Consider the following 24,358-nt stretch of genomic DNA (forward strand, 5'->3'; position numbering starts at 1 on the left):
CTCGCACAAGGGCGGCCCCGGCCGCGAGCCGACCGGGAAAGGCGTCGTCGAGTTCGTCGCCTGCGCAGGGTGGTCGGGCGGAAGGGCGCGACGCAGCCCTGACAGGCCCTCTCCGGCCGCGACCGCCGCCACGGGGTCCGCGGTCTTCTTCCCGGGGATGCGCGCCGTGGGCGAGCACGCCGTGCCCCATAGGGCCCGGGCCGATACGCGAGACGTCCGTTCCGGTGGGCCCGGTCTTGACGTACCGCGCAGTTTTCATGCCTCCTTGATGGTGAGGACCGGCGCGGCCACATGTCTTTCCCGGCCCGTCGCCATCACCCGCGTCTTTTGCCCCTGCACACCACAAGCCCCCGGGAAAAGCCCGAACCTCGCAATGACTGCCGCTTGCACCCGAGCCGGCCCGTACCGTCCGGCGCCGTTGCGCCAACGGTCGAGTTGACCCCTTAGGGTGGCGGATCGGGGTTGGCCGCTCGGCCGCCCCCCACCCCGGCCGGAGGACCGATGGCCCCCAAGAAGAACACCACCCGCAAACCGCGCACCGCGCGCCCCCGCGAGCCCGTGGTGCTTCCCGACCCCAGGCCGCGCTGGCCCATCGCGGCCTGGACGGCGCTGGGCGCCCTGTGGGCGTTGGGGTCACTGGTGGCGTTCGTTCTGGTGCTGACCGCCGCCGGGGTCATGCCCGAGGACGTCACCGACGCCACCCGCCGCGAGGGGGCCTGGGCGCTGGTATGGCTCCTCGTCTTCGCGCTGGCCGTCCCCGCCGCGGGCACCGTCTGGGCGGCACTGCTGCGCCGCCCCGTCGCCGCGGTGATGTTCGCTTTCGCCTTCGCGCTCTCGGGTGCCGCGCTGTGGCTCATCGCCCCTCCCGCTGAGCTGTGGGCCGCACTGTCGGGAGGGTTGGGCCGACCATGACCGACGCATCGCCCCACTCCGACCCCCAGTCCTCCGCCGCCGATTCGGCCATGATGGAAGCCGTGACGACCACCCCGGAACCCGACGCCCTGCCCGAACCGGTCCGCGCCCGCCTGGAACGGGTCACCCACAGCGTCCTGGTGGACACCCGCTCCCTGGAGGCGGTGCGCCGCCGTTTCGACGACGAACAGGCCGCGTCCCTGGGCCGCTACCTGGCCGCCGCGCAATCGGCCAACACCCTTCGGGCCTACCGCTCGGACTGGGTGGCCTTCACCGCGTGGTGCGGCCAGGAGGGGCGCCAGGCCCTGCCCGCCGACCCGGTGGACGTGGCCGTCTACCTGGCCGCGGGCGCCGACGCCCTGCGCGAGGACGAGCCGGCCCGATGGGCGTTGTCCCCGGCCACCCTGGAGCGCAAGGCCGCCGCGATCGCGGCGGTGCACGGCGCCAACGGCCTTGCCTCACCCACCCGCACCGAGGTCGTGCGCATGACCCTGCGCGGCATCCGCCGCAGACGCCGCGCACTGCCCAACCGCAAACGCCCGGTGGTGCTCTCCACACTGGAAACGCTGCTGGCCGAACGCCCCCCACCCGGCCACCCCACCGGCGTGGCCCGCCGCCGCGACGCGTTGCTGCTGCTCACCGGATTCGCCGGTGCCCTGCGCCGCAGTGAACTGGCCGGACTGTCCCTTGACGACGTGGCCGTGGACTCCGACCCCACAACCGGCGAACCGCTGCTGGTGGTGCGCCTCTCGGCGACGAAGACCGACCAGGAGGCCCGTCACGCACACCAGGTCGCCCTTCCCCGGGGCCGCCGGCCCGCGACCTGTCCGGTGTGCGCGTTCGCCCAGTGGGCCCGGGTCCTGGAGGTCCACCGCGACGGCGGGGACCCCGGCGTGCGCGCGCTCCTGGAGGGCCAGGACCCCGAAGAGACCGACCCGGTCCACCTGTGCCACACCTACACCGGCACCGATCTCGCCGACGGCAGCGCCCGCCCCCTGTTCCCCTCCGTCGACCGCCACGGCAGGATCGCGGCCCGCGCGATGTCCGGTCAGGCCGTAGGCTCCCTGGTCAAGCGCTACGCTGAGCGCGCCGGCCTGGATCCCAAGGTGTTCGGCGGCCACTCACTGCGCTCGGGGTTCGCCACCCAGGCAGCACTGGGCGGTGCCAGTGACCGCGAGATCATGCGTCAGGGCCGGTGGACCAACGCGCGCACCGTCCACGGCTATATCCGAACCGCCAACCCGTTGGAAGACAACGCTGTGACCAGGCTGGGCCTGTGACCACACCGTGCCCGATATGTGGAAGGATGCCCGGGTGATCGATGCGTTTCGTGCCGCCTTCCAGGAGCTGATCGACGCCTCCCTGCTGGGGGACCCGCAGCGTTTCGGCCCTGCCGTCGGCCAGGTTTACAACCTCGCCTCCCAAGTCCCCTCGTCCGAGCGAGAAATCGCCCTGGAAGCCCTGGGGCCGATCTTCTCGGGCCATCACACCGGCCCAGGCGCCGAGGCCGACCTCACGGTCGTGGCCGGCGCCTTCGTGGAGATGGGCACTCCTCCTGGGGCCACCGGGATCGAAGTGCTGCGCCTGGTCCGCGAGACCGGCAAGGCAGCCGGTGTGTTCCTGCACGCCTGGGACAAGACCGGAGGCGGCCCTCCGCCCGAACCCGAACGGGTGACCGCGGCCGACGAGGACCGGGTCGCCAAGGCCCTGAACGAGTCGGCCACGATGGCCACGATGTGCTGGTGGACCGCGCGGCGCTTCGGCCTGTCGGCCAAGACGATGCTGAGCAGGGCCGAGATCCGCGCCGAGATCCGCGCCGACTCCTCCATGCACGGCGACCTGTTGGCCATCGCCGGCCAACTCTCCGCCCACCTGCCCGAATACGGCGAGATCTCGGCGCTGCTTCGCATGGACGAGGTCAACAGCGCACTGGTCCTGGACCGCGCCTCCAGCCGCGCTTTTCGGGTGGGTTTCGAAGGGATCGGCGACAACTTCCAGCTGCACACCCTGCTGGCCGCGGCCCTGATCGGCGACGGGGGCCGCGGTCTTGCCGGAGAGGTCCCCGACCCGCGCTGGGTGTCGGCCTTCACCGACGCCGATCCCGATCCGCGCGCGCGGATCGTCAGCGGCTGGTGGAACCTGGTGGCCGCCGACGGCACGTGGGTGTGGAACGAGGGGGTCCCCGCCGATATCCCCGTGCTCGAAGGCGAGCGGATCCTGGTACTGGAGGAGCAAACCTACCCGCGCTCCTGGAACGCCGGACGGCTGTACCCGCTGGTTGCCGCAGCACTGTGGGTGCAGGAGGAACTGGAGTCCGAGGACGCCCGCCGGTGGTGGTCGCTGATCCAGCCCGAGGAGCGGGTGGAGGGGTTCATCTCCGACCCCGACGTGTCGGTGTTCGCCTCGCCGTCGAGCGCCGACTCCTCCCCGGTGGGTGTTTCGGTTTTCCTGCCCGAACCGGGGGACTCCTCGCCGCCGACCCCGCCCTGGGAGAAGACGTGGAGCGACGTTGCGGAGGAGCCCGCACCCCACCCCGTGGCCGAGCCGGAGCCCGCCCCCGAACCGCAGCCCGAGGTGTGGTCGGCGTGGTCGGCTCCGGCCTCCGCGCGCCCACAACCCGACCCCGCCGAAGCCGTCCCCGAGCCGGAGCCGGAACGGGCCTTTGCGCCCGCACCCGAGGCCGCCCACGACCCCGAGCCGGTGCACGTGGAGCCCGAGGTGCGTCCGGCCCCGGTGTCCATGGCGGCGACCGAGGTATTCGCCGCCATCACCGACGACGACCTCAACGGCCCGCCCCCCACCGCGCGCACCAGCCCTGCCCAACAGCCGGAGGAGGACGACGCCGAGCAGGACAAGCAGAACAAGGACACCCCGGGCGCCTCGCTACTGCCCCCTCTGCCGCCGGGCGTCTCCGACAGCTCGGGGTGGGGCCCCAGCTGGTTGTGACCCGGGCTCAGTCATCGTCGCGTGACCCGCGGCGCGGTTCGTCGTCGCGGTAGTCGGTGTCGTCGCGGTAGTCGGCGTAGCTGTCCTCGTAATCATCGTCGTCCTCGTCGGGCTCCTCGCCCTTACCGAAGGCATGTGCGCCGCGCGGGCGGTAGCTCTGCCAGCGCGAGGACAGAAACAGCGGCAGGATCAACGCCAACGCAAGCGGCAAGTACAGGCCCAGCTCCAGCAGGGTGGTGGCCCCGGCCACTCCGGGGTAGTGCGGAATGCGCGCGACCAGATCGGGACGCACCAGGTCCAGGGCGGTCAGTCCGGCCAGGGCCAGACCCGCCGAGCCGGGCAGCAGCGGAGTGAGCCGGGGAGCGGCCAGCACCACGGCCACGAACAGGGCCAGCAGGCTCAGCGCGCCGATCGCGCTGAGCCCGGTCACGCCGACGAACGTGCCTCCCGACTCCGCGACCGCGGTGATCCGAGGCAGCGCCCAACCGGTTCCCAGCAAAATGACCGGCACCAGCACGATTCCAACGATGAAGCCGACGACATGTCGCACGGGGGTGCTCCTCTCGAATCCAGCTGCACCCTACCGACAAACCCTTCAATAAGGACATATCCCTTTTTCTTTCTGGTCCCCCGACCGGGACGCGCCCACCCCGCCCGATCGCGCATCCCGCTCGTATCGGTCTAGGCTTGCCCGGTGAGCAACACGACTCCCGACGAGCCCGACCCCGACGTCGTCAACCTGGCGACGATGATCTTCGACCTCGCCCGCACCGGCGCCACCGACTCCCTTGCGGACTACCTCGCCGCGGGAGTACCCGCCAACCTGACCAACGACAGCGGCGACTCCCTGGTCATGCTGGCCGCCTACCACGGACACGCCCAGACGGTCGAGCGACTGGCCGCCCACGGCGCCGACGTCAACCGGCTCAACGACCGCGGGCAGTCACCCCTGGCCGGTGCGGTCTTCAAGGGCGAGGACGCGGTGGTGCGCACGCTCGTCGCCCACGGCGCCGACCCCGCCGCCGGCCGCCCCTCGGCCCTCGACGCCGCCCGCATGTTCGAGAAGGAACAGTACCTACGCCTGTTCACCCAGGTCTGATGCGCGCGAGCGGCCCGCCCCCGGCCGGCACAGCGGTACCCACCGCCGTCGCGGCCTTGGCCGGCACCGCTTTGCTGCGGGTGGTGTGGCGCAACGAGGCCGGCGGCCTGACGTTCGCCGCCGGGACACCGTCCGCCCGACGCTTCATCAAGTGGGCTCCGGCCGGATCGGGGCTGGACCTGCGCGCCGAGGCCCTGCGCCTGGCCTGGGCAAGCCACCACACCAGGGTTCCCCCCGTCCTGGGACAGGGGAGCACAGCGGCCGGGGAATGGCTGGTCACCCGCGCCGTCGCGGGCGAGAACGCGGTCACCGCCCGATGGAAGGCCGCCCCGGAGCGGGCCGTGCGCGGGGTCGCCCTGGGCCTGCGCGCACTCCACGAGACGCTTCCGGTGGGGGACTGCCCGTTCTCGTGGTCGGTCGTTGACCGGGTCCGCGCCGCACGCGCACACGGCGTCCTCACCGCCGCGGCGTCCGCCGAACTACTGGCCGGCGCGCCACCGGTGACCGATCCCGTGGTGTGCCACGGGGACCCGTGCATGCCCAACACCCTGCTGGACGGCAACGGCGACTGGTCGGCACACGTGGACCTGGGCAGCCTGGGGATCGCCGACCGGTGGGCCGACATCGCCGTGGCCGTGCACAACACGCGCCTCAACTACGGCCCCGGATGGGAGCAGGCGTTCCTGGACGCCTACGGCATCGACCACGACTCCGAGCGGGCGTCCTACTACCTGGAGCTGTGGCAGCACACCTGAGCCGCTTCGCGCGCTCGCCGCGCCCACGGACACGGGGGCGGCGTGTGGGCCTCGGACTTCAGCCACGGGCCAGGAGAGGGCCAAGATCCCCAAAAGGGGCCCTCGACACCGCCTCCCGGGGTAGGGAAGGCCGGGAGCGGCCCCGTTGCGGGGCGAGGCCGTACCCGGTCGGGTGACGACGCCGGGGTCCGGGGCTGCCGCGAATCGACGGCACCGATCACGGAGGTTGACGCCGCAGGAGGAACCGTGAATCTCCAGATACTTCCGCTGGCGATCACCATGATGATGGGGCCGCAGATCATCTCCGCCATCATCTTGGTGACCACCGGCCGGCCGGTGCGCGACTCCGTGGCGTTCCTGGCCGGGGTGGCCCTGGCCGCGTCGGTCGGGGTCACCATCACCCGCGGGATCTTCTCGCTGCTGGGCCACGGCGTCTCGCTGGGCGACCCCTCCCAACGGGGCTCGGTGGGCACCGTCATCCAGTTCGGGCTGGTGATCCTGCTGCTGGGCGCCGCGGTGAAGAACTACGTGCGGCGGGAGACGGTCGAACCGCCCAAGTGGTTGAGCGCGTTGATGGAGGCAGGGCCGGGAAAAGCGTTCGCGACCGGGTTCCTGGTGATCCTGTTGATGCCCTCCGACATCGTCGTCCTGTTGACGGTGGGGGCCAACCTGGAGCAGAACAAGGCGAGCGTTGTCGCGGCGCTGCCGTTCATCGGCGCCACCGTGCTGATCGCCGCGCTGCCGTTGCTGGCTCTGCTGCTGTTTCACCGGCGAGCCGCAACGGCCATGCCCCGGGTCCGGGAATGGGCGAACTCCCACAGTTGGGTGATCAACGTCGTCACCTGCCTGATCTTCGTCCTGCTCATCCTGTGACAGGGGCCGACTCCGCGGCCGGGCCGGTGCCCGCCGGACTAGGTCGTGGGACGGTAGGCGTACCCGACCCGACGCACGGTCACCAGGTGCGCGGCCACGGCCGGAAGTTTGCGGCGCAGGCGGTGCATGTGCACGTCCACGGTGCGGGTGCCCTCGGCCCGGGGATTGGCCCGGTGGCCCGGCCACACCTGGTCCAAGAGCTCGGTGCGGGTGAAGACCCGGTGGGGTGCGGCCCTCAGGTGGGCCAGGAGTTCAAATTCCTGGAAGGACAGTTCGACGTCGCGTCCGCCCAGGCGCACCGACCGGGTGCGCCGGTCCAGGACCAGGTCGTCGCCGCAGGTCGGGCCGGGCGGTGTCACGACGTGGCCCACGACGACCATGACGGCGCCGTCGTCAAGGGGGACCACTCCGAGCATCGCGTCGGAGTCGATGTGGGCGGGCAGCGGAATCGCGGCGCGCTCGCCGGGGGTCAGATCGCGCAGGAGAGCCGAGTGGGGCCACTGGTGGGTGGCGCGTTCGGTCACGGTGAGCTGATGACTCATGGCTCCATCATCCCCATAATTACCAACTAAATCAACTAGTTTAATAGGTAATTATGGTGGGGAACCCGGCGAGCGTCCACGCGGACGGGTGCACCGAGGATCAGGCACGGGTCGGGGCGGGGGGAAGCCTCCGCGCAGAGCACCGCGGGCGCTTCCCCCCACCTGAGGGGCTCGGGTGATCCCTGCGTCTGGTTGTTCCCACCAGGCCACTCACCTGACCACTGGTTTCTGGCCACGCGCACGACCGGGCGGGGGATGAGGTGGGGGCTAGGTCAAGGGCATACTACGGCGGCGGGGCGCCTTCGGGTCACGACGTCCAGGCCGCCGCGAACCCGTGTTCCAGGTAGTGGACGGCCTCGCCACGCAGGCAGGCACGGATGCGGCGGGCCTGGTTGGCCGGCAGCAGCGCGCCCAGGTCCTCCGCCGTGGCCATGCGCGCGTCCGCCAGCTCCTCAGGGGGCAGGCGGACCCGATCGAAGTCACCGGGTTCCAGCTTCCCGGAAAACACGAAGATGGTGGCGGGACGCCGGTCGGGACTGACCGTGGGGGGCAGCCAGTCCACACAGACCAGGTGCTCAAGAACCGGGACGAACCCGAGTTCCTCAACACACTCGCGCCGACACGCGGCCAGGGGGGACTCACCCATCTCGATCACTCCGCCGGGCAGCCCCCAGCCCGGCCGGTAGGTGGGTTTGACCACGAGCACCCGGCCACCGTCGTCACGCAACAGCGCGCTGGCCGCGCCCCGGGTGCGCGGCAGGCTTTCGAAGAACTCCAACTCGGAATCGGCCATGGGCCGAACCTTATGGGGTACCGCCACGCAGTGTGACAGAGCGGGGGGCTCAGTCGGAGCGGCCCGGGTGCTCGCGGTCGTAGCGCTTCTTGAACTCCTCCAGCAAGGCCGCCGAACGAGCCGGATCGCCTTTCTCCTGGGCCTCGTACTCCTGCACGGTGATGGCCTGGGCAGCGTAACGCTCGTAGTCGTCGTCGCCCGGGACCAGGTTGAAACCACCGCATCCAACAGCGGTTCCGTCCGCGTCCTGGAAGGCATGGGGGACGTTGACCGTCCCATCGGGGAAGATCACCGCGGTGACGGGCTTCATCGGATCACCCCGTAGTTCTCCTGGAAGTATGCGAACACAGCGTAGGCGAGTTGCTCGTCCCCGGCCAGCATCTTGGCCAGCCCTTCCATGTCACGCTGGGCGACATAGGCGAAGCATTCGGCCCACCACTCGTGCCGGGCGTGCCAGTAGGGATTGTCCAGATGGGGCAGGCAGGAGGCGTGCAGCTCCCGCCAGTGCCGAGTCTCCGACATCATCAGATCGGCCAGGTCCAGGACATGGGCGACCTCGTGCAGGACCAGCGAAGTGGAGGCGTTGGGCAGGGTCCCCAGCAGTAACACCCCGAACCGGTAGATCCCCGCGAGACGGTCATAGGTCAGCGCGTCGGGGTCGGTGGGATCGGTGGAGACCCCGCGCAAATGCCCGTAACCGGCCAGATCCACCACCGATCCCTCACCGATGAAGATGTCGTCAACCTCGGTGATGATGCGCTCCACCAGGGGGGAGGGCAGACTGGCCAGAGTATCGATATGCGCGATGACCTGCGGGGAAGGAATGGTCCCGGCCGGCCACCGGCGGTGCAGTACAGTCTCCAGCCGCCCCAGGTGGCGCCGACCGTCCATGGGAACGGGATGCGTACCCACCGGGTGCGGGCCGCATTCGATGCGTTCGTTCACATCAGGAACGTTAGCGATCATCACGAAGTGGTCAGGTGGTTTCAGCGCACAAAGCCGCTTTGTGCGCACAAGATCCGCTTCCCCGGGGCCGGGCCGCCCCCGCCACGAACCGGGCGGGCTAAGATCTCACCCGGGGTCGCCCCCGGTCCCACCCACCAATTCTTCCTGCAACACGTAAAGGTGGACCCGTGGCCGGCGTGCGGCACCGCTCCTCAGGACTGGCCTTCGCAGCCGCCTCCGCACTGGCCTTCGGAGGCTCCGGGCCCTTCGCCCGCCCACTCCTGGACGCCGGCATGGACCCCCTGCACGTGACATGGCTGCGCCTGGCCGGCGCCGCCCTGCTCCTGGCCCCCGTGGCCATCGCCCGACGCCGTGTCCTGCGCAGCCACCCCTGGCTACTGCTGGCCTACGGGGTGTTCCCCATGGCCGGAGTGCAGGCGTTCTACTTCGCCTCCATCTCCCGCATCCCCGTGGGAGTGGCGCTACTCATCGAGTTCCTGGGCCCCGTCCTGGTCCTGCTCTGGATCCGCCTGGTACGCCGCACCCCCGTCTCACGCGCGGCCGTCATCGGCGTGGTCCTGGCCGTGGCAGGACTGGGCTGCCTGGTGGAGGTGTGGGCCGGTGTACGCCTGGACGCCGTGGGACTGGCCCTGGCACTGGCAGCAGCAGCCTGCCAAGCCGGATACTTCCTGCTCTCCGACGCGGCCGGGGACGACATCGACCCCCTGGCCGTCATCTCCTACGGCGCCATCATCGCCACCGCCCTGATCACCGTGATCGCCCAACCCTGGACCATGCCCTGGCAGCTGATCACCGGCCCCGTCACCATCGCCGGCGTCACCGTTTCGGGCCTGGTCTCCGTGGGGTGGCTGGTCGTGATCTCCACCGCGATCGCCTACGTCGCCGGAGTGGCCGCCATCCGCCGCCTCTCACCGGTGGTCGCCGGAGCCGTGGCCTACCTGGAGGTCGTCACCGCGATCGTGCTGGCGTGGCTGATGCTGGGCGAGGCGCTCAGCCCCGCCCAGGCCATCGGCGCGATCATCGTGCTGGCCGGAGCGTTCATCGCCCAGTCCGCCGTACCCTCCGCCCCCGCACCCCCGACCACCCCCCAGATACCGGCAACCACGCCTACCGAGGCGGATGCAGGCGAGGTGGGTGCAGGGTCAACGGCTGATCGCTGACCGGAACCCGCCCCCACCGGCGACGCAACTCATAGGCGCCCAACGCCACCACCGCGCTGGCCAACGACGCCCCCAACGCCGCGCGCTGCCCCTCGATCACCGCCATAGCCCCCAACGCCACCACCATCCCCACCAACATCACCCACGTCAGGTAGGGAAACCCCCACATCCGGAAGGTGAGGGACCGGGGCCCTTCCCTACGCGCCCGCGCCCCCAAAATCAGCTGCGACACCCCGATCACGATGAACAGCAACAAGAAGATCGCGCCGACCGAGGCCACCAGAAACGCGAACACCGTCTGGGGCCAGGCGTAGTTGGCCAGCACCGACACGTACCCCACCACCGTGCCCAACACCAGGGCACGCACCGGCACCCCGCGCCGGTTCACCCGCACCAACCCCATCGGCGCATCGCCGTGACGCGTCAAGGCGTGCAACATCCGCGACGAGGTATACATCGCGGCGTTGAGCACACTCATCACGGCGACGAACACCACGACCTCCATCACCGGCACCGCGCCGGGGATACCCACGCGCTCCAGCACCGACACGAACGGGCTCGTGGCCACCCTCGCGTCGTTCCACGGCAACACCGTCACCACCACCGCGATGGACGCCACGTAGAACAGGGCGATGCGCCACAGCACACTCGTGGCGGCCCGCGCCACATTGGCCTCGGGCTCGTCGCTCTCACCCGCGGCAATGGTCACGATCTCCACCCCGCCGAAGGAGAACAGCACCACCACCGTGGCCGCCAATACCGCCGTCCACCCATGGGGAGCGAACCCCCCGTACTGCCACAGGTTGGCCGTACTCGCCCCACCCGCTCCAGGCCACACCCCGACCGCGAACAACGTCCCAACGATCAAAAACGCCACGATAGTGACGATCTTGACCACGGAGAACACCGTTTCCGTCTCACCGAAAACGCGCACCGACACCAGGTTGACCCCCGTCATGGCCACCAGCAGCACCAACGCCAGCAGCCACTCGGGAGCCTGCACCCAACGCCCCAGGATCGCCGCGCCGGCCACCGACTCCGCCGCCACCAACACCGCGTACAACCACCAGTACAACCATCCGATCACGAACCCCGCGCGCGGCCCCAACGCCATGCGCGCGTAGTCGGAGAACGATCCGGCCGCGGGATAGGCCACCACCATCTCGCCCAGCGCACGCAACGTGAACAGGACCAGCGTCCCGGCGAGCACATAGGAAACCACCGCCGCGGGCCCGGCCGCACCGATCACCGTCCCCGACCCGATGAACAAGCCCGCCCCCACCGAGCCACCCACCGCGATCATCGCCATGTGCCGGCGACGCAAACCGCGCGCCGGGGCCAGCGCAGCGGAAGCATCGGCGGGGCGCGGCTCTTCATGCGAAGTCACGACTACAAAGAGTAATAGTTCAGCTACCGAATTTGAGCCGATCGGCGCCGCCGCCCCTCCTCCAGCCGCACACCGATGCCCCAGTCGCTATCCTCACCACCCGTGCCCCCGCCGTGCACACCGAACACCTGCTCCTGCGGCCCTACACCCCAGCCGACGAGGAAGCATTCGTCGCGGTCCTGGACGATCCGCGCGTCACCCGCCGGATGGACCATCGACGAAGGCACGACGCGCGTCCTGACCCGCACCCGCTGACCAACCCCGCAAAACACGAGCGGCGACTCGGACCGGTCCCGTCGCTCACGCCCACCGGGCAGTAGGTTCACGAAGATGACACCACCACACACCCAGATCACCATCGTGCTCTTCCCCAACGTGACCCAACTGGACTTCACCGGCCCCGCACAGGTGTTCGCCAAAATGGCCAACACCACCGTGGAACTCGTCGCCGCATCCACCGACCCCGTGCCCACCGACTGCGGCTGGTCGGTGGTCCCCACCTCCACCTGGAACACCGCACCCCCATGCACGGTCCTCATGGTCCCCGGCGGCCAGGGCGCCTTCGACGCGATGCTGGAACCCGCGACACTGGACTTCGTGCGCGCCCAAGCACAAGGAGCCGACTGGATCACCTCGGTGTGCACCGGTTCGTTCGTCCTGGGGGCCGCAGGCCTGCTCACCGGCAAACGCGCGACCAGCCACTGGGGATCGCTGCACCTGCTCCGCCACTTCGGAGCACACCCAATCAGCGAACGCGTGGTCCGCGACACGACCACCATCACCGGCGCCGGTGTCTCCTCGGGAATCGACTTCGCCCTGAGCCTGGCCGCCCGACTCCACGGCCAAAGCGCCGCCGAACGCATCCAACTGGGCATCGAATACGACCCCCAGCCCCCCTTCTCCACCGGTTCGCCCGACCGCGCACCCGCCGAATGGGTCAAACAGGTCCGCGACCACGCCGACGCCAACCGGGCACCCATGGTCCGGCGCGCAGCCGACCGCCTGCGCACCGACGACCACACCTAACCGCCCGCGACCCCGCACCGGACGGGCGCCCTCGACCCCAGGACGACCGCCCACCCCAAACACCGACGCACCCCACCACCCGCCACGGAAAGAGAACCCCGCCCATGGACCACGCCACCGTCACCGGCGTCAGCCTCGACCCCGTGCACGCCTTCACCAAACCCGCCCGCACCCGAATCGAACTCCTCGCCGGCCTGGGCGTGCGCGGCGACGCCCACCTGGGCACCACCGTGCAGCACCGCTCACGCGTGGCCCGCGACCCCAGCCAACCCAACCTGCGCCAGGTCCACCTCATCCACGCCGAACTGCACACCGAACTCGCAACCGCCGGCTTCACCGTCGCCCCCGGCGACCTGGGCGAGAACATCACCACCACCGGTATCGCCCTGCTGGACCTGCCCCGCGACACCGTCCTGGCCATCGGCGCCACCGCACGCGTGCGCATCACCGGCCTGCGCAACCCCTGCGCCCAGATCAACGCCTTCCAGCCCGGCCTGCTCAACGCCGTCATCCAACGCACCCCCGACGGCGCCACCGTGCGCAAGGCAGGCGTCATGGCCGTGGTCCTCAACAGCGGCACCGTGCAGCCGGGCGACCCCATCACCGCACACCTGCCCCCGGAGCCCCACGCCCCGCTGCAACCCGTATGACCCGCCCCTGGGGTGGGTCCCGCGCACCGACGATGCACGGCACCCACCCGACGCCGGACCCGGGGGAGCAGCCACAGCCCCGGCGCACCCGCCCCGTCTACTCCGTGCGCGACGCCCGCCCCGCCACCACATCGGCGGCATCGGCCACGATGTTGGTGAACGTCTCGGGCTGGTCCAGGCTCACCATGTGCCCCGCCCGCGGCACCACCAGCAACCGCCCGTCCACGCACGCATCCAAGAACAACTTCTCGTGGATACGGAAATGATCACGCGCACCGTTGATCAGCCACACCGTCCCCGGATAGGCGGCCAACAGGTCCAACACGTTCAGATCGACGATCTCCTCGATGACCGCCCGCGCCGCCTCCATCGCCAGTCCGCCGTCCAACACCGCCTCGGCCGCACCGGCGGGCAGCGTCAACCGGTGGAACCGCTGATTGACCGCCAACCCCTTGTCGGGCAACCGGTCCAACAACGCCGCCGGAATCCGGTACATGTGCGCCAACCCGTTGGCCGGACGCGCCGAACAACTCGTGGCCACCAACGCCGCGACCCGGTCGGGGTAGGCCGCCGCCGTCGCGATCGACACGAACCCGCCCAGGCTCAACCCCGCCACCAGCGCATGGCCGCCCACCGAGTCGATGGCGTCCCGCACCACCTCGACGGCACCGCCGAGCGTGAACGCCTCGCCCCGCCGCGACCCATGCCCGGGCAGGTCAGGAGCGACCACGGTGCGCCCCTGCGCACTCAACGCCTCCACCTGCGGACGCCACATGCTCCCCGAAATCCGCAAACCGTGCACCAACACGATCGGCACCCGCATCAAACGCTCCCCACCAGCGAACCAACCAACCGGCCGACGGCGACGCCCGCCACGATCATTGTGCACGCCACCGACCCACCACCACGCACTCAGCCCGCATACACCGCGGTCACCGGCGCGTGATCGGACCAGCGCTGCTCGTGGGAGGCCGCCCGCTCCACCTTCGCCTCACGCGCCCGCCCCGCCAACCCAGGCGTAGCGATCTGGTAGTCGATACGCCACCCCGCGTCATTGTCGAACGCCTTCCCACGATAGGACCACCACGAGTAGGGCCCCTCCTGGTCCGGCAGCAGCGAACGCATCACGTCCACGTACCCCACCTCCGACAACACCCGCGACAGCCACTCCCGCTCCTCGGGCAGGAACCCCGCGTTCTTGCGGTTGGCACGCCAGTTCTTCAGATCCGCCTCGCGGTGGGCGATGTTCCAGTCCCCGCACACCACCAACTCCCGGCCCGCCGCCTCCACCTCCGCACGCCGTTTGGCCAGGTACTCGATGAAGACGGCCATGAACCGCTCCTTCTCCTCCTGACGCTCGGTCCCCACCTCGCCCGAGGGCAGATACAGGCTGGCCACACTCACCGCACCGAAATCCGCCTCGACATAGCGTCCGGAGTCCTCGAACTCCTCAGCACCGAACCCCACCCGCACCGCATCGGGGCGCACCCGCGAATACAGCGCCACCCCGGCACGCCCCTTGGCGGCAGCCGGCGCCAACACCACGTGCCACCCCTGCGGCTCGATCACCGCGCCCGGCAACTGCTCGGCCTCGGCCCGCGTCTCCTGCAGACACACCACCTCAGCCGACGTCTGAGCCAACCACTCCACAAACCCCTTCTTCGCCGCAGCCCGCAAACCATTGACGTTCACCGTTGTCACGATCATCTGCGCAAGCCTAACCACCCGGGCACCGTCCCCGACCCGGGAAAACCCCGCCCGCAATGATCACCATCCCGCCAAAGAGGGGAAGGTGAAGACCATGAGCGTCGCCCTGGACAGCCAGACCAACCACCCGTCCCCCCTGCGCACCACCGAGGCCATCGAGGAGTACCTCATCGCCCGGCGCACCGCCAAACCCTCACCCCACACCATCGCCGCCTACCGCCGCGACCTCAACACCGTCCTGGACCACGCCGCCCACATCCACCGCACCGACCCCACCGCCCTGACCATCGGCGACCTCACCGGCCCCCTCCTGCGCCAGGCCTTCGCCGACTTCGCCACCGACCGCGCCGCATCAAGCGTCCTACGCGCCTGGTCCACCTGGAACGGCTTCTTCTCCTTCCTCGTCAGCGAAAACCTCGTCAACGGCAACCCCATGCCCGCCGTCAGCCGCCCCCGCCTCCCCGCCCGCCAACCCAAACCCCTCATGGGCGAGGACACACCAGAACGCCTCCTCCAGGCACTCGCCGACGGCTGCCGCAAAGCCCGCGACCCCTGGCCCCAACGCGACCTCGCCGTACTCGCCCTGGCGCTGCTCACCGGCCTGCGCTCCGCCGAAATGCTCAGCCTCACCATCGAATCCTTCAGCGGACGCCCCGGGGAACGCCGCGTCCGCGTCATCGGCAAAGGCGGGAAAACCCGCTCCCTCCCCGTGGAAACCCCCCTCGAAATCCTCATCGACGCCTACCTCGACACCCGCCGCACCCGCTTCGCCACCACCCTCAAAAGCACCGACGCCCTCCTCGTCGACAACCGCGGCAACCCCCTCCAACGCGGCGGCCTGCAATACCTCGTCCGCCAGTGCTACCGCCACGCCGGCGTCTACGACCGCGTCGCCCAGGGCACCCTCGTACACGCCCTGCGCCACACCTTCGCCACCCGCCTCGCCGAGGACGGCGCCTCCGTCACCGAGATCATGCGCCTCCTCGGCCACGCCTCCATCACCTCCTCGCAGTCCTACATCGACGTCACCGCACAAGCCCAGCGCGAAGCCGCCCGCGCCAACCGCACCTACGGCGTCCTGCGCCGCCTCACCGGCGCCCCCACCCCCGACACCCCACACAACACAACGGGCGAAGCGCCGACGACGCCCCGCCCGCACCCGCCCACGAACTAGGGGATACGCGTCGCCACCCACGACGACACCGCGTGCAACGGCCACTCCAACGGCCCCCGCCCCACCAGCGCCCGCCACGCGGTCGCCCCCACCAACGACCCCACCAGGATCGTCAACGACAACTGCTCACTGACGAACGACAACGGAGTCCCCTCCACCAGCCCCTGCTCATCCACCCAGATCACCAGGATGTGCCCCACATACGTCGTCAACGCCAACGCACCCACCGCCATCAGCGGATACACCAGCACCCCCAACCGCTGTGCCACCAACAGGCACACCCCCAGCACCGCCACCGCCAACCCACCCGACCCGAACACCTCGACGGGGGTCCCACTGTGCGGCGCCCCCGTCAGCAGCCACACCCAGTCCGTGGTCGGCACCGTTCCACCGAACCCCTCGTACAGGACCTCCTCCAACCCGGCAGGACCATAGGCCGCCCCCATCAACGGGTCGAACCCGCCCGCCAACCGCTCGGCGCCGCCCAGCACGTTCATCGCCAGCCACGACACCCCGTACGCCGCACCCGCGACCGCGAACCCCGAAACGACCAGCAACCACCGCACCCTCACCGACCGCAGGTCCAACCGTCCGATCGCCAACCCCGCCAACACGAACGGCATCCAGGTGATCGCCGGATAGGAACCGGTCAACAGGAAGTCCACCACCCCCTCATCGGCCAGCGCCACGAACGGGTCATAGCTGTTGATCGCCTCGACCACCCCAAAGAGCGGACCCTCGTCCTCGATCAGGCCGCGCACGACGAACGACACCACCGGCCCCACCACGCCCAGCAGCGCGGCCGTGCCCGCCACCATCTGCCACCGTTCGGTCAACAGCATCGCGGTCAGCACGAAGAACACCGCGTAGTAGGCCAGGATCACCGACACCGGGGTCCCCATCATCGTCAGCGCCGTGCCCAGCACCAACATGACCAGGCCGCGCACCACCACCCGCCACAGCGCCACCCCCAGATCCTTGTTGACCTTGCGGTGGACGCCGCCCGACAGCAGCGCGATCGACACGCCCGCCAACAGCGCGAACAACACCGAGGAGTGCCCCGCCGCAACCGGGTACAGCGCGTTGGAGCCGTCCGCCAGCGTCCAGCCCACCCCCACATGCACCACGAACATCCCCAGCACCGCCAGACCACGGGCCACGTCCACCCCCACCAAGCGGGAGCGACGCTCGGCCGGGGGAGCGGGGGAGCCCGCCCCCGAGGAGGGAACCCGGGCTTCGGGGGACACCACGTCCGGCGGCTCCAGCCCGGGAGGAGCAGAGGCGCGGTCGTTGGACTGGCGAAAACTGTTGGACACGCCTATGAGGATCCCCCTCCCCGCCCGTGATCACCGGTCTTTAACCCAGTTGTGACCACTTGTGGACGATCCGCCCCGACCGCTTGCCCTCGCCCCGACATCTCCTGCGCGCCAGGCGTCCCCGCGCCCCAACCCACCCCCGGCCACCAGCGCGCACACGTGATCAGGCACTATCGGTCACTTGATCACCAACGGTCACACTTGATACCAATTTCAACCAGCCGTGCGGGAGAGTTCCCCGCACACCCCCACGGTGCGACAGTGAAGAAAAGAAGGATTCCGTGTCCCTCCTCAGCGTCCTCGACCGACAACGGTCGGTGGCCCCCGCCAACTACAACCGGTGGCTCATCCCTCCCGCGGCCCTGGCGGTGCACCTGTCCATCGGGCAGGCCTACGCCACCAGCGTCTACAAGAGCTCCCTGGTAGAACACTTCGACACCGGCCAGACCCAGATCGGCGTCATCTTCTCGATCGCCATCGTCATGCTCGGGCTCTCCGCGGCGGTCGGCGGCACCTGGGTCGAGCGCAACGGCCCCCGCAAGGCCATGCTCGTCTCCGCCCTGTGCTGGAGCAGCGGCTTCATGGTCGGTGCCCTGGGCATCGCCACCTCCCAGTTGTGGCTCGTCTACCTGGGATACGGCTTCATCGGCGGCATCGGCCTGGGCATCGGTTACATCTCCCCGGTCTCCACCCTCATCAAGTGGTTCCCCGACCGTCCAGGCCTGGCCACGGGTCTGGCCATCATGGGGTTCGGCGGCGGCGCGCTCATCGCGACCCCGTTGTCCAACCAGCTCCTGGGCTTCTACGACCCCGCCTACGGCTCCGCCGAGGCGGCAACGGCATCGGGAAGCGCGCTGGTCGGCCTCTTCGTGACACTGGGCCTGGGCTACCTGGCCCTGATGATGCTTGGTGTCGTCCTGATCCGGGTCCCGCAGGAGGGGTGGCGGCCCAAGGGCTTCACCCCCAGCCAGTCCACCAAGTCGGCGCTGGTCACCACCGCCCAGGTCTCGGCACGCAACGCCGTGCGCACCCCGCAGTTCTGGCTGCTGTGGATCGTGCTGTTCACCAACGTCACCGCCGGCATCGGCATCCTGGAGCAGGCCAGCCCCATGATCCAGGACTTCTTCCGCGACAACGGCACGGCCGTGACCGTGGCCGCCGCGGGCGGCTTCGTGGGCATGCTGTCGCTGTTCAACATGCTGGGCCGGTTCGTGTGGTCCTCGACCTCCGACATCATCGGCCGCAAGAACGTCTACATGATCTACCTGGGCGTGGGGGCGCTGCTCTACACCCTGCTGGCCACGCTCGGCGGCACCTCGGTGGCGCTCTTCGTCCTCCTGGCCTGCGTCATCCTGTCCTTCTACGGTGGGGGCTTCGCCACCATCCCCGCCTACCTGCGCGACCTGTTCGGCACCTACCAGGTGGGCGCCATCCACGGCCGGCTGCTGACCGCGTGGTCGGCCGCCGGCATCGCCGGCCCGCTCATCATCAACTCCTTCCTGGACTCCCAGGGGGAGCCGGGCACACTCACCCAGGACGCCTACTACGCCCCGCTGCTGACGATGGTCGGCTTCCTGATCCTGGGATTCGTGGCAAACCTGCTGGTCAGGCCGGTTGCCGAGCGTTTCCATGAGGCGGGCAGGCCCTCGGCCGCGCCGGGCGGCGCCCCGGAAGCAGGGGAGGGGAAGAGCACGGCCGACCCCCAGGGACGCACGCTGTGGCTGGTGCTGTCCTGGACGGTGGTGTCGGTGCTGCTGGGTTACGGGGTCTTTCGGATCATCGTGACGGCAGCGCAGCTGTTCACCGGCTAGCCCCGTATTGCGGGGGAGTAGGGGGCACGCGCCCGCGTTTCTCTCGCCCGCACGGGACGAGCCGCTGCTGCGGCGGGGAGCGCGCCCCGACGGCCTCCTGGACACCGCCGGGGCGGACGACCGACGACGGAGGGTGGTTGATACCTATCGACCACCCTTCACGCCTTTAGAGATGCTTTGACGTATTTTGTGGCGAATAATGCATAATGCACTTTATGCAGCAAATATCGGGAGACGGAGGCAACCGCGGATCGGGGGATCGTCCACGGCCCACGGGACCACCGGCCCAAAACCGCCGACCATCGCCACCGGCCGCCGTGCACGCCGCGTAGCACCGGGGCGTTGCCGCATCGCCCGCCCGCACCGCGCGAACCCAGCACCGGACGACTCGGCCCGCGCGGCTCCCTGACACATCATCGGCAGATCTGCGACCAGGCCGCCCGTCAACGCCCCGCCGGTGCGCCGCACCGGCGGCAAGGCCGGCGGGCCACGGGCCGGGCCGATACGCATCGGCCCACCGCGCGCACGAGGCCACACAGCACACGGACACCCCTTCCGGGAGAGGCCCCAAAAACGCCAACTTGACATAATGTCCATTATCGGCGTTTTCCGGAAGGCCACGAGAAGGGGCCAATCGACCCATCAGCGAGGCGATCGACCGGTCGGCGCCCCGCCCGTACCGGGCCCGGCGATATGCTCCGGCACCGCTGGACGCGGGCCGTCGGCGGCGTGTGCGCGGCGGTGTTTCCCCGTTTCCCCGCATCCGATCCGGCACGGCCGGGTCAACGCCGCCGGACACGCCGCCCAGACCTTTCGGCGGCATTGGTTCCCTTTCGTCCCCCGCATCCGCCTCCCGTTTGTCAAGGGCAGGTCAAAACCCCCGCCGAGCGGCGTTTACCCTGCCTTGACCATGGCTCCCGCCGCGACTCCCCCGCACCGCACCGGCGAGCGCCGACTGACCGCTGTCGGCCGCGGCGATTTGCGAAGTTTGCTGCGCCAGTGGCAGGGGCGCCCCTAGGGTTGGCGCCATGGTTTGGCAGCGTGACATCGACCTTGTGGTACCGCTGTGGCAGGGCGGCGACGACGTGCGCGTCGCCGCCGGCTCGGCGGCACTGGCCCGAATGGTGCCCTCCGGCGGCAATCGCTTGCACGTATCGGTTCCCGACGGACGCCGCGGTGTCGTGGAGGGCGTGGCCAACCTCGACGTACTCGCCGACACCGTGCACCAACTGGGCGTACGCCTGGCCGGAAGGGACGCACGGCGGGTCCTCACCCTGGGCGGGGACTGCACCAGCGATCTCGCGGCCATGCGCCACCTCGCCGCCCGCTACCCGTCCATGGTCGTGTACTGGGTCAACGCCCACCCCGACCTCAACACCGCCGACGTCTCCCCCAGTCATCACGCCCACGGGATGGTGTTGCGCCTGCTGCTCGGGCAGGGGCACCCCCGTCTGCTGGGCGGGGCGCGGGTGGCACCGACCCAGGTGACCCTGGTGGGTGCGCGGTCCGTGGACCCACCCGAGCAGGCGCTGATCAAGGCGTCGGGAATGCCGGTGATGGGGGTGGCCGAGGTGAGAGCCGACCCCTACCGGGTGGTCGGCGGACGTGCTCAGGGCAGCCCCGCCTACGTGCACCTGGACATGGACGTGTGCGACCCCGCGCAACTGCCGGCCGTGGCGTGCCCGACCCCCGGAGGCCCCCCGGTGGAGTCGGTGGCCGCGGCGCTGGCGGCCATCCACGCCCACCACGAGGTGGTGGGCGTGGGCATCAGCGAGTACGCGCCGGTGATCGAGCACGACGAAGCGACCGTGCGTTCCCTGCTGCGCGCACTGGACCTGCGCGGCGTGACCCCCAACCGTGCGACGGCTTGACTCCCCCGCTCCAGGACGCCCCGCCTCCCGCTCCCGGTGAAGGAAAGGCCGACGGAAAAGACCTGGTCGTACTCCGGTGCTTGCCCGGCCCTCGAAACCGTCCCCCCGCTCCAAGAACCGGGCGAAGTCGGTGCTGACGTCGCGGAGTTCGTCAACGAGGCCGGTCACCGCGGGATCGGTCGGGTAACGGGCGACAGCGACGCGGAACCTGGACGTGGCGTTTGAGGTGGCCGACACCGTCACCGTCATGGACGCCGGGCGGGTCGTGCACTCGGGCGACACCGCACTGTCGTCCCCGCAAGGAGGCGCCCCGACCGCTCGCGGTGTGAAACACGGCGGCTAGGCGGGCGCGGGCAGGTGCAGCCACCCGGTGGGGGCCTGCCAGTGGCCGCCCCGCGCCAACACGTCCAGGGCCGCTTTTTCCAGGCGGGTGGTGGCCGTGACGGCGTCGGGCTCCACCCGGGGGCGGGTGAACACGAAACGGAACACGTCGGAGTCGCCGGGGCCGCTCTGCCCGGTGGGGGTGAAGCGGTCCTGGAAGGCGATGATGTTGGAGTCGGCCGGCAGGTACGCCTTGAGTTGGGGGTCCAGCAGCCACGACGAACACGTGGCCACCCGCGTGGTGCGCCCCAGCGCCCCCAGCAGGTAGGGGTCGAGTACGTCTGCGGCGCCGGACAGGGACTCCTGTACGGCGCGGGGCGTCAACGGCCCCGTCTGGGGGATGTGCAGGCGTACGCACAACGCGCCCGCTTCCTGGCCCATCGCCGCGGCCTCGGCCTCCCCCAGCAGCGCCGGCTCGTACTGCAGGCGCCCCGACTCGACCAGCATTCCGCGGTAGTGCAGGGCGATCCACAGCGGCAGCTCCAACCCCACCGTGTCGAACATGGTGCGGTGCTTGGCGACGTGGCGCCCCACATCGGCCAGTGTCGCCGCGCTCACCCGCGCCGGCACCCCCCAGCGGGTGTGGGACTCCAACAGCGCCGGCACGGCCGCGGCGAAGGCGTACACGGGTGCGCACCGCACCCGCGGGTCCGGCGAACCGGTCAGGTCGGGCCACTGCACCCACTCCAGGGACCCCAGGTCGGCGCGTACCCGCGCGTAGCAGGCATCCACCAGCCAGCGCGCCGCCGCCGGCCACGACTCGTCGGGCCACCAGCGCACCAGCTCGGCGGTGTCCTCAGGGGTACAGGCCAGCGGGGCCAGTGCCGTCACGGCGTGCGCGGGTACGGGCAGCGGCGCCGGGTCGGGGGTATCGAAGCCGGCCAGTACGGCGAGGGAGGCCCCGGCGGCCTCGGGCAGACCCAGCTCGCGGGCCACAGCAGCGGTATCCATCGCATCATCGTGGCAGCACCCCGCAGGCGTTTGCCAGCGCCCGGCGCAGACCGCAACCGGCCCTTTGAGGGCCACATCACATCCGGGGCATAAACTAATCAACGCACCACACCGACGTGACGCCGCAGCACTCGAAAAGGGGACACACCGCGATGGCCGACCCGGCACAGCAGGTCCGCGACTGGCTGGCCGCCTACCCCCACGCAGCCCCCGCCCACCTGTTGTGCGACCGCCACGACCCCGACCGCACCGCCCTGGTGCAGGTTGACGCCGACCTCAGCGCCCGCACCCTCACCTACGGGCAGCTGCGCGAACGCTCCCAGGCCCTGGCCGCAGGCCTGACCGGCCTGGGCGTCACCGCCGCCACGCCCGTGGCAACCCTCATGGACCGCGGGATCGACTTCGCCGTCACCGCACTGGCCGTGTGGCGCCTGGGCGCGACCCTCGTCCCCTTGACCACGGCGCTGGCGCCCTCGGCGATCTCGCTGCGCCTGGACTGGGCCAAAGCCCACATCGTGGTGTGCGAGGACACCCACCTCGCCAAGCTCCCCGCGGCCCCCGCCGCGACCGTGGTCACCACCGCCGGACGCGCCGCACCCGGCCGCCACACCCTGGACCAGTTGCACCTGCCCGGCCCCTACCCCGAGGCCGCGGCCACCGGCGCTCCCCTGGCACTGCTCTACACCTCGGGCTCGGCCGGGCCGCCCCGCGCCGTCTCCGTGCCCCAACGCGCACTCGTGGGGCTGCACTCCCACCACCGCTACGGCCTCGACGTCGGCGACGACGACGTGTACTGGTGCACCGGCGACCCCGGCCAGGCCGATGGCCTCTACCACGCCCTCATCGCCCCGCTCCTGGCCGGACACGCCCCCCTGCACCTGCGCGCAGGATTCGACCCCGAACTCACCCTCGACGTCATGGAGGTGTTCGGGGTGACGGTGTTCGTGGCCACCCCCACCGTCTACCGGGCGTTGCGCTCCACCACCAAGACCCTGCCGCCCGAGATCGTGGTGCGGAGCCTGGCCAGCACCGGCGAAACCCCCCACGCCGACGTCACACAGTGGGCCCTCAACACCTTCGGCATACCCATCAGCGACCACTACGGGCGCCCCGAGACCGGAGTGGTGGCCACCAGCACCGGCACCGAGCCCGCCCTGAGCGCGCTTCCCGGATTCGACCTGCGTGTCCTACAGCCCGGCAGCGACGAACCCGCACCCGCCGGCGAGTTCGGGCGCGTCGCCCTGCACACCACCAGCCCCGCCCTGTGGTTCGACGGCTACCCCCACGACCCCACCGCCTCGGCGCGCCGCTTCAGCCCCGACCACCGCTGGTACCTCACCGGGGACACCGGGACCACCACCGGCCATGGACGCGTGGTGCTGTCCACCCGCGACGACGGCGTCATCACCACCCGCGGGTACCGGGTGGGCCCCTATGACGTCGAAACGGCGCTGCTGAGCCACCCCGACGTCGAAGAAGCCGCCGTCTACGGTGTCCCCGACGCCACCCACGGTGCGCTCGTGGCCGCCAACATCGTCCTGATGCCCCACGCCGGCCCCAGCGAGGAACTCGTCGAGGACCTCCAGGCGCTGGTGGCCACCACGTTGGCCGCCCACGCAACACCCCAGCGGGTGATGTTCGTGGCGCAGCTCCCCAAGACCGCCAGCGGCAAACTGCGCCGCAACCGGTTGAGCAGCCCCAGCACCTAGCCGGGCCCCACCGGCACCGCTAGCGGGCGGCCAGTACGTTGACCTTGGCGGCGAGCGAGAAGTCCTGCTCGGTCAACCCGCCCGCGTCATGACTGGTCAACGCGAACCGCACCCGGTTGTAGCGGATGTCGATGTCGGGGTGGTGGTTGGCTTCCTCCGCGGCCTCGGCGACCGCCACCACCAGATCCACCGCCTCCTTGAACGACGCCGTCTCCACCGTGCGGGTGATCACCCGGCCATCGCGCGCCCACCCCGGCAACCGCGCCAACACCGCATCAGCCCGCGTATAGGACATAACCGTCATTATTGGCTCCCTTGCTCACCCTGCG

At 70.4% G+C, this 24,358-nt stretch carries 26 protein-coding genes and 1 pseudogene; 15 read left to right on the forward strand and 12 right to left on the reverse strand.

Going from position 1 to position 24,358, the window contains the following annotated elements:
• Positions 1-501: 501 nt before the first annotated feature.
• Genes AC0VYP_RS12830 through AC0VYP_RS12840 form a run of 3 tightly spaced genes read left to right on the forward strand, consistent with a single transcriptional unit; the run spans position 502 to position 3,858 of the window.
• Positions 502-912 (forward strand): hypothetical protein, encoded by a 411-nt coding sequence (locus AC0VYP_RS12830; RefSeq protein ID WP_285759918.1) that lies wholly within the window; start codon positions 502-504, stop codon positions 910-912.
• Between the two features lie 53 nt (positions 913-965).
• Entirely contained in the window at positions 966-2,192 is a 1,227-nt protein-coding gene (locus AC0VYP_RS12835; protein WP_432707483.1) for a site-specific integrase, read from the forward strand.
• A gap of 34 nt (positions 2,193-2,226) precedes the next feature.
• A complete protein-coding gene (locus AC0VYP_RS12840; RefSeq protein WP_475469831.1) occupies positions 2,227-3,858 on the forward strand; it encodes a hypothetical protein in 1,632 nt (543 codons plus the stop codon).
• Between the two features lie 7 nt (positions 3,859-3,865).
• Here AC0VYP_RS12840 and AC0VYP_RS12845 read toward each other — a convergent pair whose 3' ends face one another.
• Positions 3,866-4,408, reverse strand: a complete 543-nt coding sequence (locus AC0VYP_RS12845) for a hypothetical protein (protein WP_475469833.1) — start codon at positions 4,406-4,408, stop codon at positions 3,866-3,868.
• 198 nt (positions 4,409-4,606) lie between these two features.
• Here AC0VYP_RS12845 and AC0VYP_RS12850 point away from each other — a divergent pair, with 198 nt between their 5' ends.
• The 3 genes from AC0VYP_RS12850 to AC0VYP_RS12860 all read left to right on the forward strand — a co-directional run bounded on the left by AC0VYP_RS12850 (position 4,607) and on the right by AC0VYP_RS12860 (position 6,585).
• Positions 4,607-4,957, forward strand: coding sequence for an ankyrin repeat domain-containing protein (locus AC0VYP_RS12850; protein ID WP_285760162.1), 351 nt, complete (start codon positions 4,607-4,609; stop codon positions 4,955-4,957).
• The gene (locus tag AC0VYP_RS12855; RefSeq protein ID WP_285759921.1) at positions 4,957-5,712 is read left to right on the forward strand and encodes an aminoglycoside 3'-phosphotransferase; all 756 of its coding nucleotides are present in this window, start codon (positions 4,957-4,959) and stop codon (positions 5,710-5,712) included. Before AC0VYP_RS12850 ends, AC0VYP_RS12855 begins: the two co-directional genes overlap by 1 nt.
• A gap of 246 nt (positions 5,713-5,958) precedes the next feature.
• On the forward strand, positions 5,959-6,585 hold the full coding sequence (locus tag AC0VYP_RS12860) for a GAP family protein (RefSeq protein ID WP_285759922.1): 627 nt from the start codon (positions 5,959-5,961) through the stop codon (positions 6,583-6,585).
• 38 nt (positions 6,586-6,623) lie between these two features.
• On the opposite strand, the gene AC0VYP_RS12865 is transcribed toward AC0VYP_RS12860, so the two are convergent.
• From AC0VYP_RS12865 to AC0VYP_RS12880, 4 genes are all read right to left on the reverse strand, one after another.
• On the reverse strand, positions 6,624-7,127 hold the full coding sequence (locus AC0VYP_RS12865; RefSeq protein ID WP_285759923.1) for a winged helix-turn-helix domain-containing protein: 504 nt from the start codon (positions 7,125-7,127) through the stop codon (positions 6,624-6,626).
• A gap of 307 nt (positions 7,128-7,434) precedes the next feature.
• Positions 7,435-7,920: an NUDIX domain-containing protein gene (locus AC0VYP_RS12870; RefSeq protein WP_285759924.1), complete on the reverse strand. Its 486-nt coding sequence runs from the start codon at positions 7,918-7,920 to the stop codon at positions 7,435-7,437.
• Positions 7,921-7,969: 49 nt separating this feature from the next.
• Positions 7,970-8,230, reverse strand: a complete 261-nt coding sequence (locus AC0VYP_RS12875; protein ID WP_285759925.1) for a hypothetical protein — start codon at positions 8,228-8,230, stop codon at positions 7,970-7,972.
• Positions 8,227-8,865 (reverse strand): hypothetical protein, encoded by a 639-nt coding sequence (locus AC0VYP_RS12880; RefSeq protein ID WP_285759926.1) that lies wholly within the window; start codon positions 8,863-8,865, stop codon positions 8,227-8,229. Before AC0VYP_RS12880 ends, AC0VYP_RS12875 begins: the two co-directional genes overlap by 4 nt.
• A gap of 188 nt (positions 8,866-9,053) precedes the next feature.
• Between AC0VYP_RS12880 and AC0VYP_RS12885 the strand changes: the two genes are divergently transcribed.
• Positions 9,054-10,046 (forward strand): EamA family transporter, encoded by a 993-nt coding sequence (locus AC0VYP_RS12885; RefSeq protein ID WP_475469836.1) that lies wholly within the window; start codon positions 9,054-9,056, stop codon positions 10,044-10,046.
• On the opposite strand, the gene AC0VYP_RS12890 is transcribed toward AC0VYP_RS12885, so the two are convergent.
• Positions 9,994-11,355 (reverse strand): amino acid permease, encoded by a 1,362-nt coding sequence (locus AC0VYP_RS12890; RefSeq protein WP_475474246.1) that lies wholly within the window; start codon positions 11,353-11,355, stop codon positions 9,994-9,996. The two genes, AC0VYP_RS12885 and AC0VYP_RS12890, sit on opposite strands and share 53 nt — an antisense overlap.
• 191 nt (positions 11,356-11,546) lie before the next feature.
• On the opposite strand from AC0VYP_RS12890, the gene AC0VYP_RS12895 reads away from it, so the two are divergent.
• The 3 genes from AC0VYP_RS12895 to AC0VYP_RS12905 all read left to right on the forward strand — a co-directional run bounded on the left by AC0VYP_RS12895 (position 11,547) and on the right by AC0VYP_RS12905 (position 13,109).
• A complete protein-coding gene (locus tag AC0VYP_RS12895) occupies positions 11,547-11,753 on the forward strand; it encodes a GNAT family N-acetyltransferase (RefSeq protein ID WP_475469838.1) in 207 nt (68 codons plus the stop codon).
• Positions 11,754-11,763: 10 nt separating this feature from the next.
• On the forward strand, positions 11,764-12,459 hold the full coding sequence (locus tag AC0VYP_RS12900) for a DJ-1/PfpI family protein (protein ID WP_285759929.1): 696 nt from the start codon (positions 11,764-11,766) through the stop codon (positions 12,457-12,459).
• Positions 12,460-12,563: 104 nt separating this feature from the next.
• Entirely contained in the window at positions 12,564-13,109 is a 546-nt protein-coding gene (locus AC0VYP_RS12905) for an MOSC domain-containing protein (protein WP_285759930.1), read from the forward strand.
• A gap of 97 nt (positions 13,110-13,206) precedes the next feature.
• Here the strand turns inward: AC0VYP_RS12905 and AC0VYP_RS12910 are convergent, their stop codons facing one another.
• Together AC0VYP_RS12910 and AC0VYP_RS12915 are read right to left on the reverse strand one after the other, a co-directional pair.
• On the reverse strand, positions 13,207-13,932 hold the full coding sequence (locus AC0VYP_RS12910) for an alpha/beta fold hydrolase (RefSeq protein ID WP_285759931.1): 726 nt from the start codon (positions 13,930-13,932) through the stop codon (positions 13,207-13,209).
• A gap of 89 nt (positions 13,933-14,021) precedes the next feature.
• On the reverse strand, positions 14,022-14,816 hold the full coding sequence (locus AC0VYP_RS12915; protein ID WP_285759932.1) for an exodeoxyribonuclease III: 795 nt from the start codon (positions 14,814-14,816) through the stop codon (positions 14,022-14,024).
• A gap of 94 nt (positions 14,817-14,910) precedes the next feature.
• Between AC0VYP_RS12915 and AC0VYP_RS12920 the strand changes: the two genes are divergently transcribed.
• On the forward strand, positions 14,911-15,990 hold the full coding sequence (locus AC0VYP_RS12920) for a tyrosine-type recombinase/integrase (protein WP_285759933.1): 1,080 nt from the start codon (positions 14,911-14,913) through the stop codon (positions 15,988-15,990).
• Here the strand turns inward: AC0VYP_RS12920 and AC0VYP_RS12925 are convergent.
• Positions 15,987-17,306: a DUF418 domain-containing protein gene (locus AC0VYP_RS12925; RefSeq protein ID WP_285759934.1), complete on the reverse strand. Its 1,320-nt coding sequence runs from the start codon at positions 17,304-17,306 to the stop codon at positions 15,987-15,989. The genes AC0VYP_RS12920 and AC0VYP_RS12925 overlap by 4 nt on opposite strands.
• Positions 17,307-17,587: 281 nt before the next feature.
• Between AC0VYP_RS12925 and AC0VYP_RS12930 the strand changes: the two genes are divergently transcribed.
• Positions 17,588-19,117, forward strand: coding sequence for an OFA family MFS transporter (locus AC0VYP_RS12930; protein WP_285759935.1), 1,530 nt, complete (start codon positions 17,588-17,590; stop codon positions 19,115-19,117).
• A gap of 1,028 nt (positions 19,118-20,145) precedes the next feature.
• Positions 20,146-20,988 carry an arginase family protein gene (locus AC0VYP_RS12935; protein WP_475469841.1) on the forward strand — a complete coding sequence of 281 codons (843 nt, stop codon included), beginning with the start codon at positions 20,146-20,148 and terminating at the stop codon, positions 20,986-20,988.
• 153 nt (positions 20,989-21,141) lie between these two features.
• Here AC0VYP_RS12935 and AC0VYP_RS12940 read toward each other — a convergent pair.
• Positions 21,142-21,237, reverse strand: a pseudogene (locus tag AC0VYP_RS12940) (hypothetical protein); the annotation flags it as partial.
• Here AC0VYP_RS12940 and AC0VYP_RS12945 point away from each other — a divergent pair.
• Positions 21,203-21,331 carry a hypothetical protein gene (locus tag AC0VYP_RS12945; protein ID WP_475469843.1) on the forward strand — a complete coding sequence of 43 codons (129 nt, stop codon included), beginning with the start codon at positions 21,203-21,205 and terminating at the stop codon, positions 21,329-21,331. The pseudogene AC0VYP_RS12940 and the gene AC0VYP_RS12945 overlap by 35 nt on opposite strands.
• Here the strand turns inward: AC0VYP_RS12945 and AC0VYP_RS12950 are convergent.
• Positions 21,328-22,320 (reverse strand): acyltransferase domain-containing protein, encoded by a 993-nt coding sequence (locus tag AC0VYP_RS12950; RefSeq protein WP_285759938.1) that lies wholly within the window; start codon positions 22,318-22,320, stop codon positions 21,328-21,330. The two genes, AC0VYP_RS12945 and AC0VYP_RS12950, sit on opposite strands and share 4 nt — an antisense overlap.
• Before the next feature lie 152 nt (positions 22,321-22,472).
• Between AC0VYP_RS12950 and AC0VYP_RS12955 the strand changes: the two genes are divergently transcribed.
• A complete protein-coding gene (locus AC0VYP_RS12955) occupies positions 22,473-24,029 on the forward strand; it encodes an AMP-binding protein (RefSeq protein ID WP_475469845.1) in 1,557 nt (518 codons plus the stop codon).
• A 19-nt stretch (positions 24,030-24,048) separates the two neighbouring features.
• On the opposite strand, the gene AC0VYP_RS12960 is transcribed toward AC0VYP_RS12955, so the two are convergent.
• A complete protein-coding gene (locus tag AC0VYP_RS12960) occupies positions 24,049-24,333 on the reverse strand; it encodes a 4a-hydroxytetrahydrobiopterin dehydratase (protein ID WP_475469847.1) in 285 nt (94 codons plus the stop codon).
• Positions 24,334-24,358: the final 25 nt, after the last annotated feature.

The organism is Nocardiopsis sp. iso_186, assembly GCF_056173365.1.

Excerpts from the sequence above, each read along its gene's own strand:
- AC0VYP_RS12830 (WP_285759918.1), top strand. The coding sequence starts at position 502 with ATGGCCCCCAAGAAGAACACCACCCGCAAACCGCGCACCGCGCGCCCC.
- AC0VYP_RS12835 (WP_432707483.1), top strand. The coding sequence starts at position 966 with ATGGAAGCCGTGACGACCACCCCGGAACCCGACGCCCTGCCCGAACCG.
- AC0VYP_RS12850 (WP_285760162.1), top strand. The coding sequence starts at position 4,607 with ATGATCTTCGACCTCGCCCGCACCGGCGCCACCGACTCCCTTGCGGAC.
- AC0VYP_RS12855 (WP_285759921.1), top strand. The coding sequence starts at position 4,957 with ATGCGCGCGAGCGGCCCGCCCCCGGCCGGCACAGCGGTACCCACCGCC.
- AC0VYP_RS12865 (WP_285759923.1), bottom strand. The coding sequence starts at position 7,127 with ATGAGTCATCAGCTCACCGTGACCGAACGCGCCACCCACCAGTGGCCC.
- AC0VYP_RS12870 (WP_285759924.1), bottom strand. The coding sequence starts at position 7,920 with ATGGCCGATTCCGAGTTGGAGTTCTTCGAAAGCCTGCCGCGCACCCGG.
- AC0VYP_RS12875 (WP_285759925.1), bottom strand. The coding sequence starts at position 8,230 with ATGAAGCCCGTCACCGCGGTGATCTTCCCCGATGGGACGGTCAACGTC.
- AC0VYP_RS12890 (WP_475474246.1), bottom strand. The coding sequence starts at position 11,355 with ATGGCGATGATCGCGGTGGGTGGCTCGGTGGGGGCGGGCTTGTTCATC.
- AC0VYP_RS12900 (WP_285759929.1), top strand. The coding sequence starts at position 11,764 with ATGACACCACCACACACCCAGATCACCATCGTGCTCTTCCCCAACGTG.
- AC0VYP_RS12905 (WP_285759930.1), top strand. The coding sequence starts at position 12,564 with ATGGACCACGCCACCGTCACCGGCGTCAGCCTCGACCCCGTGCACGCC.
- AC0VYP_RS12910 (WP_285759931.1), bottom strand. The coding sequence starts at position 13,932 with ATGCGGGTGCCGATCGTGTTGGTGCACGGTTTGCGGATTTCGGGGAGC.
- AC0VYP_RS12915 (WP_285759932.1), bottom strand. The coding sequence starts at position 14,816 with ATGATCGTGACAACGGTGAACGTCAATGGTTTGCGGGCTGCGGCGAAG.
- AC0VYP_RS12920 (WP_285759933.1), top strand. The coding sequence starts at position 14,911 with ATGAGCGTCGCCCTGGACAGCCAGACCAACCACCCGTCCCCCCTGCGC.
- AC0VYP_RS12935 (WP_475469841.1), top strand. The coding sequence starts at position 20,146 with ATGGTTTGGCAGCGTGACATCGACCTTGTGGTACCGCTGTGGCAGGGC.
- AC0VYP_RS12950 (WP_285759938.1), bottom strand. The coding sequence starts at position 22,320 with ATGGATACCGCTGCTGTGGCCCGCGAGCTGGGTCTGCCCGAGGCCGCC.
- AC0VYP_RS12955 (WP_475469845.1), top strand. The coding sequence starts at position 22,473 with ATGGCCGACCCGGCACAGCAGGTCCGCGACTGGCTGGCCGCCTACCCC.
- AC0VYP_RS12960 (WP_475469847.1), bottom strand. The coding sequence starts at position 24,333 with ATGACGGTTATGTCCTATACGCGGGCTGATGCGGTGTTGGCGCGGTTG.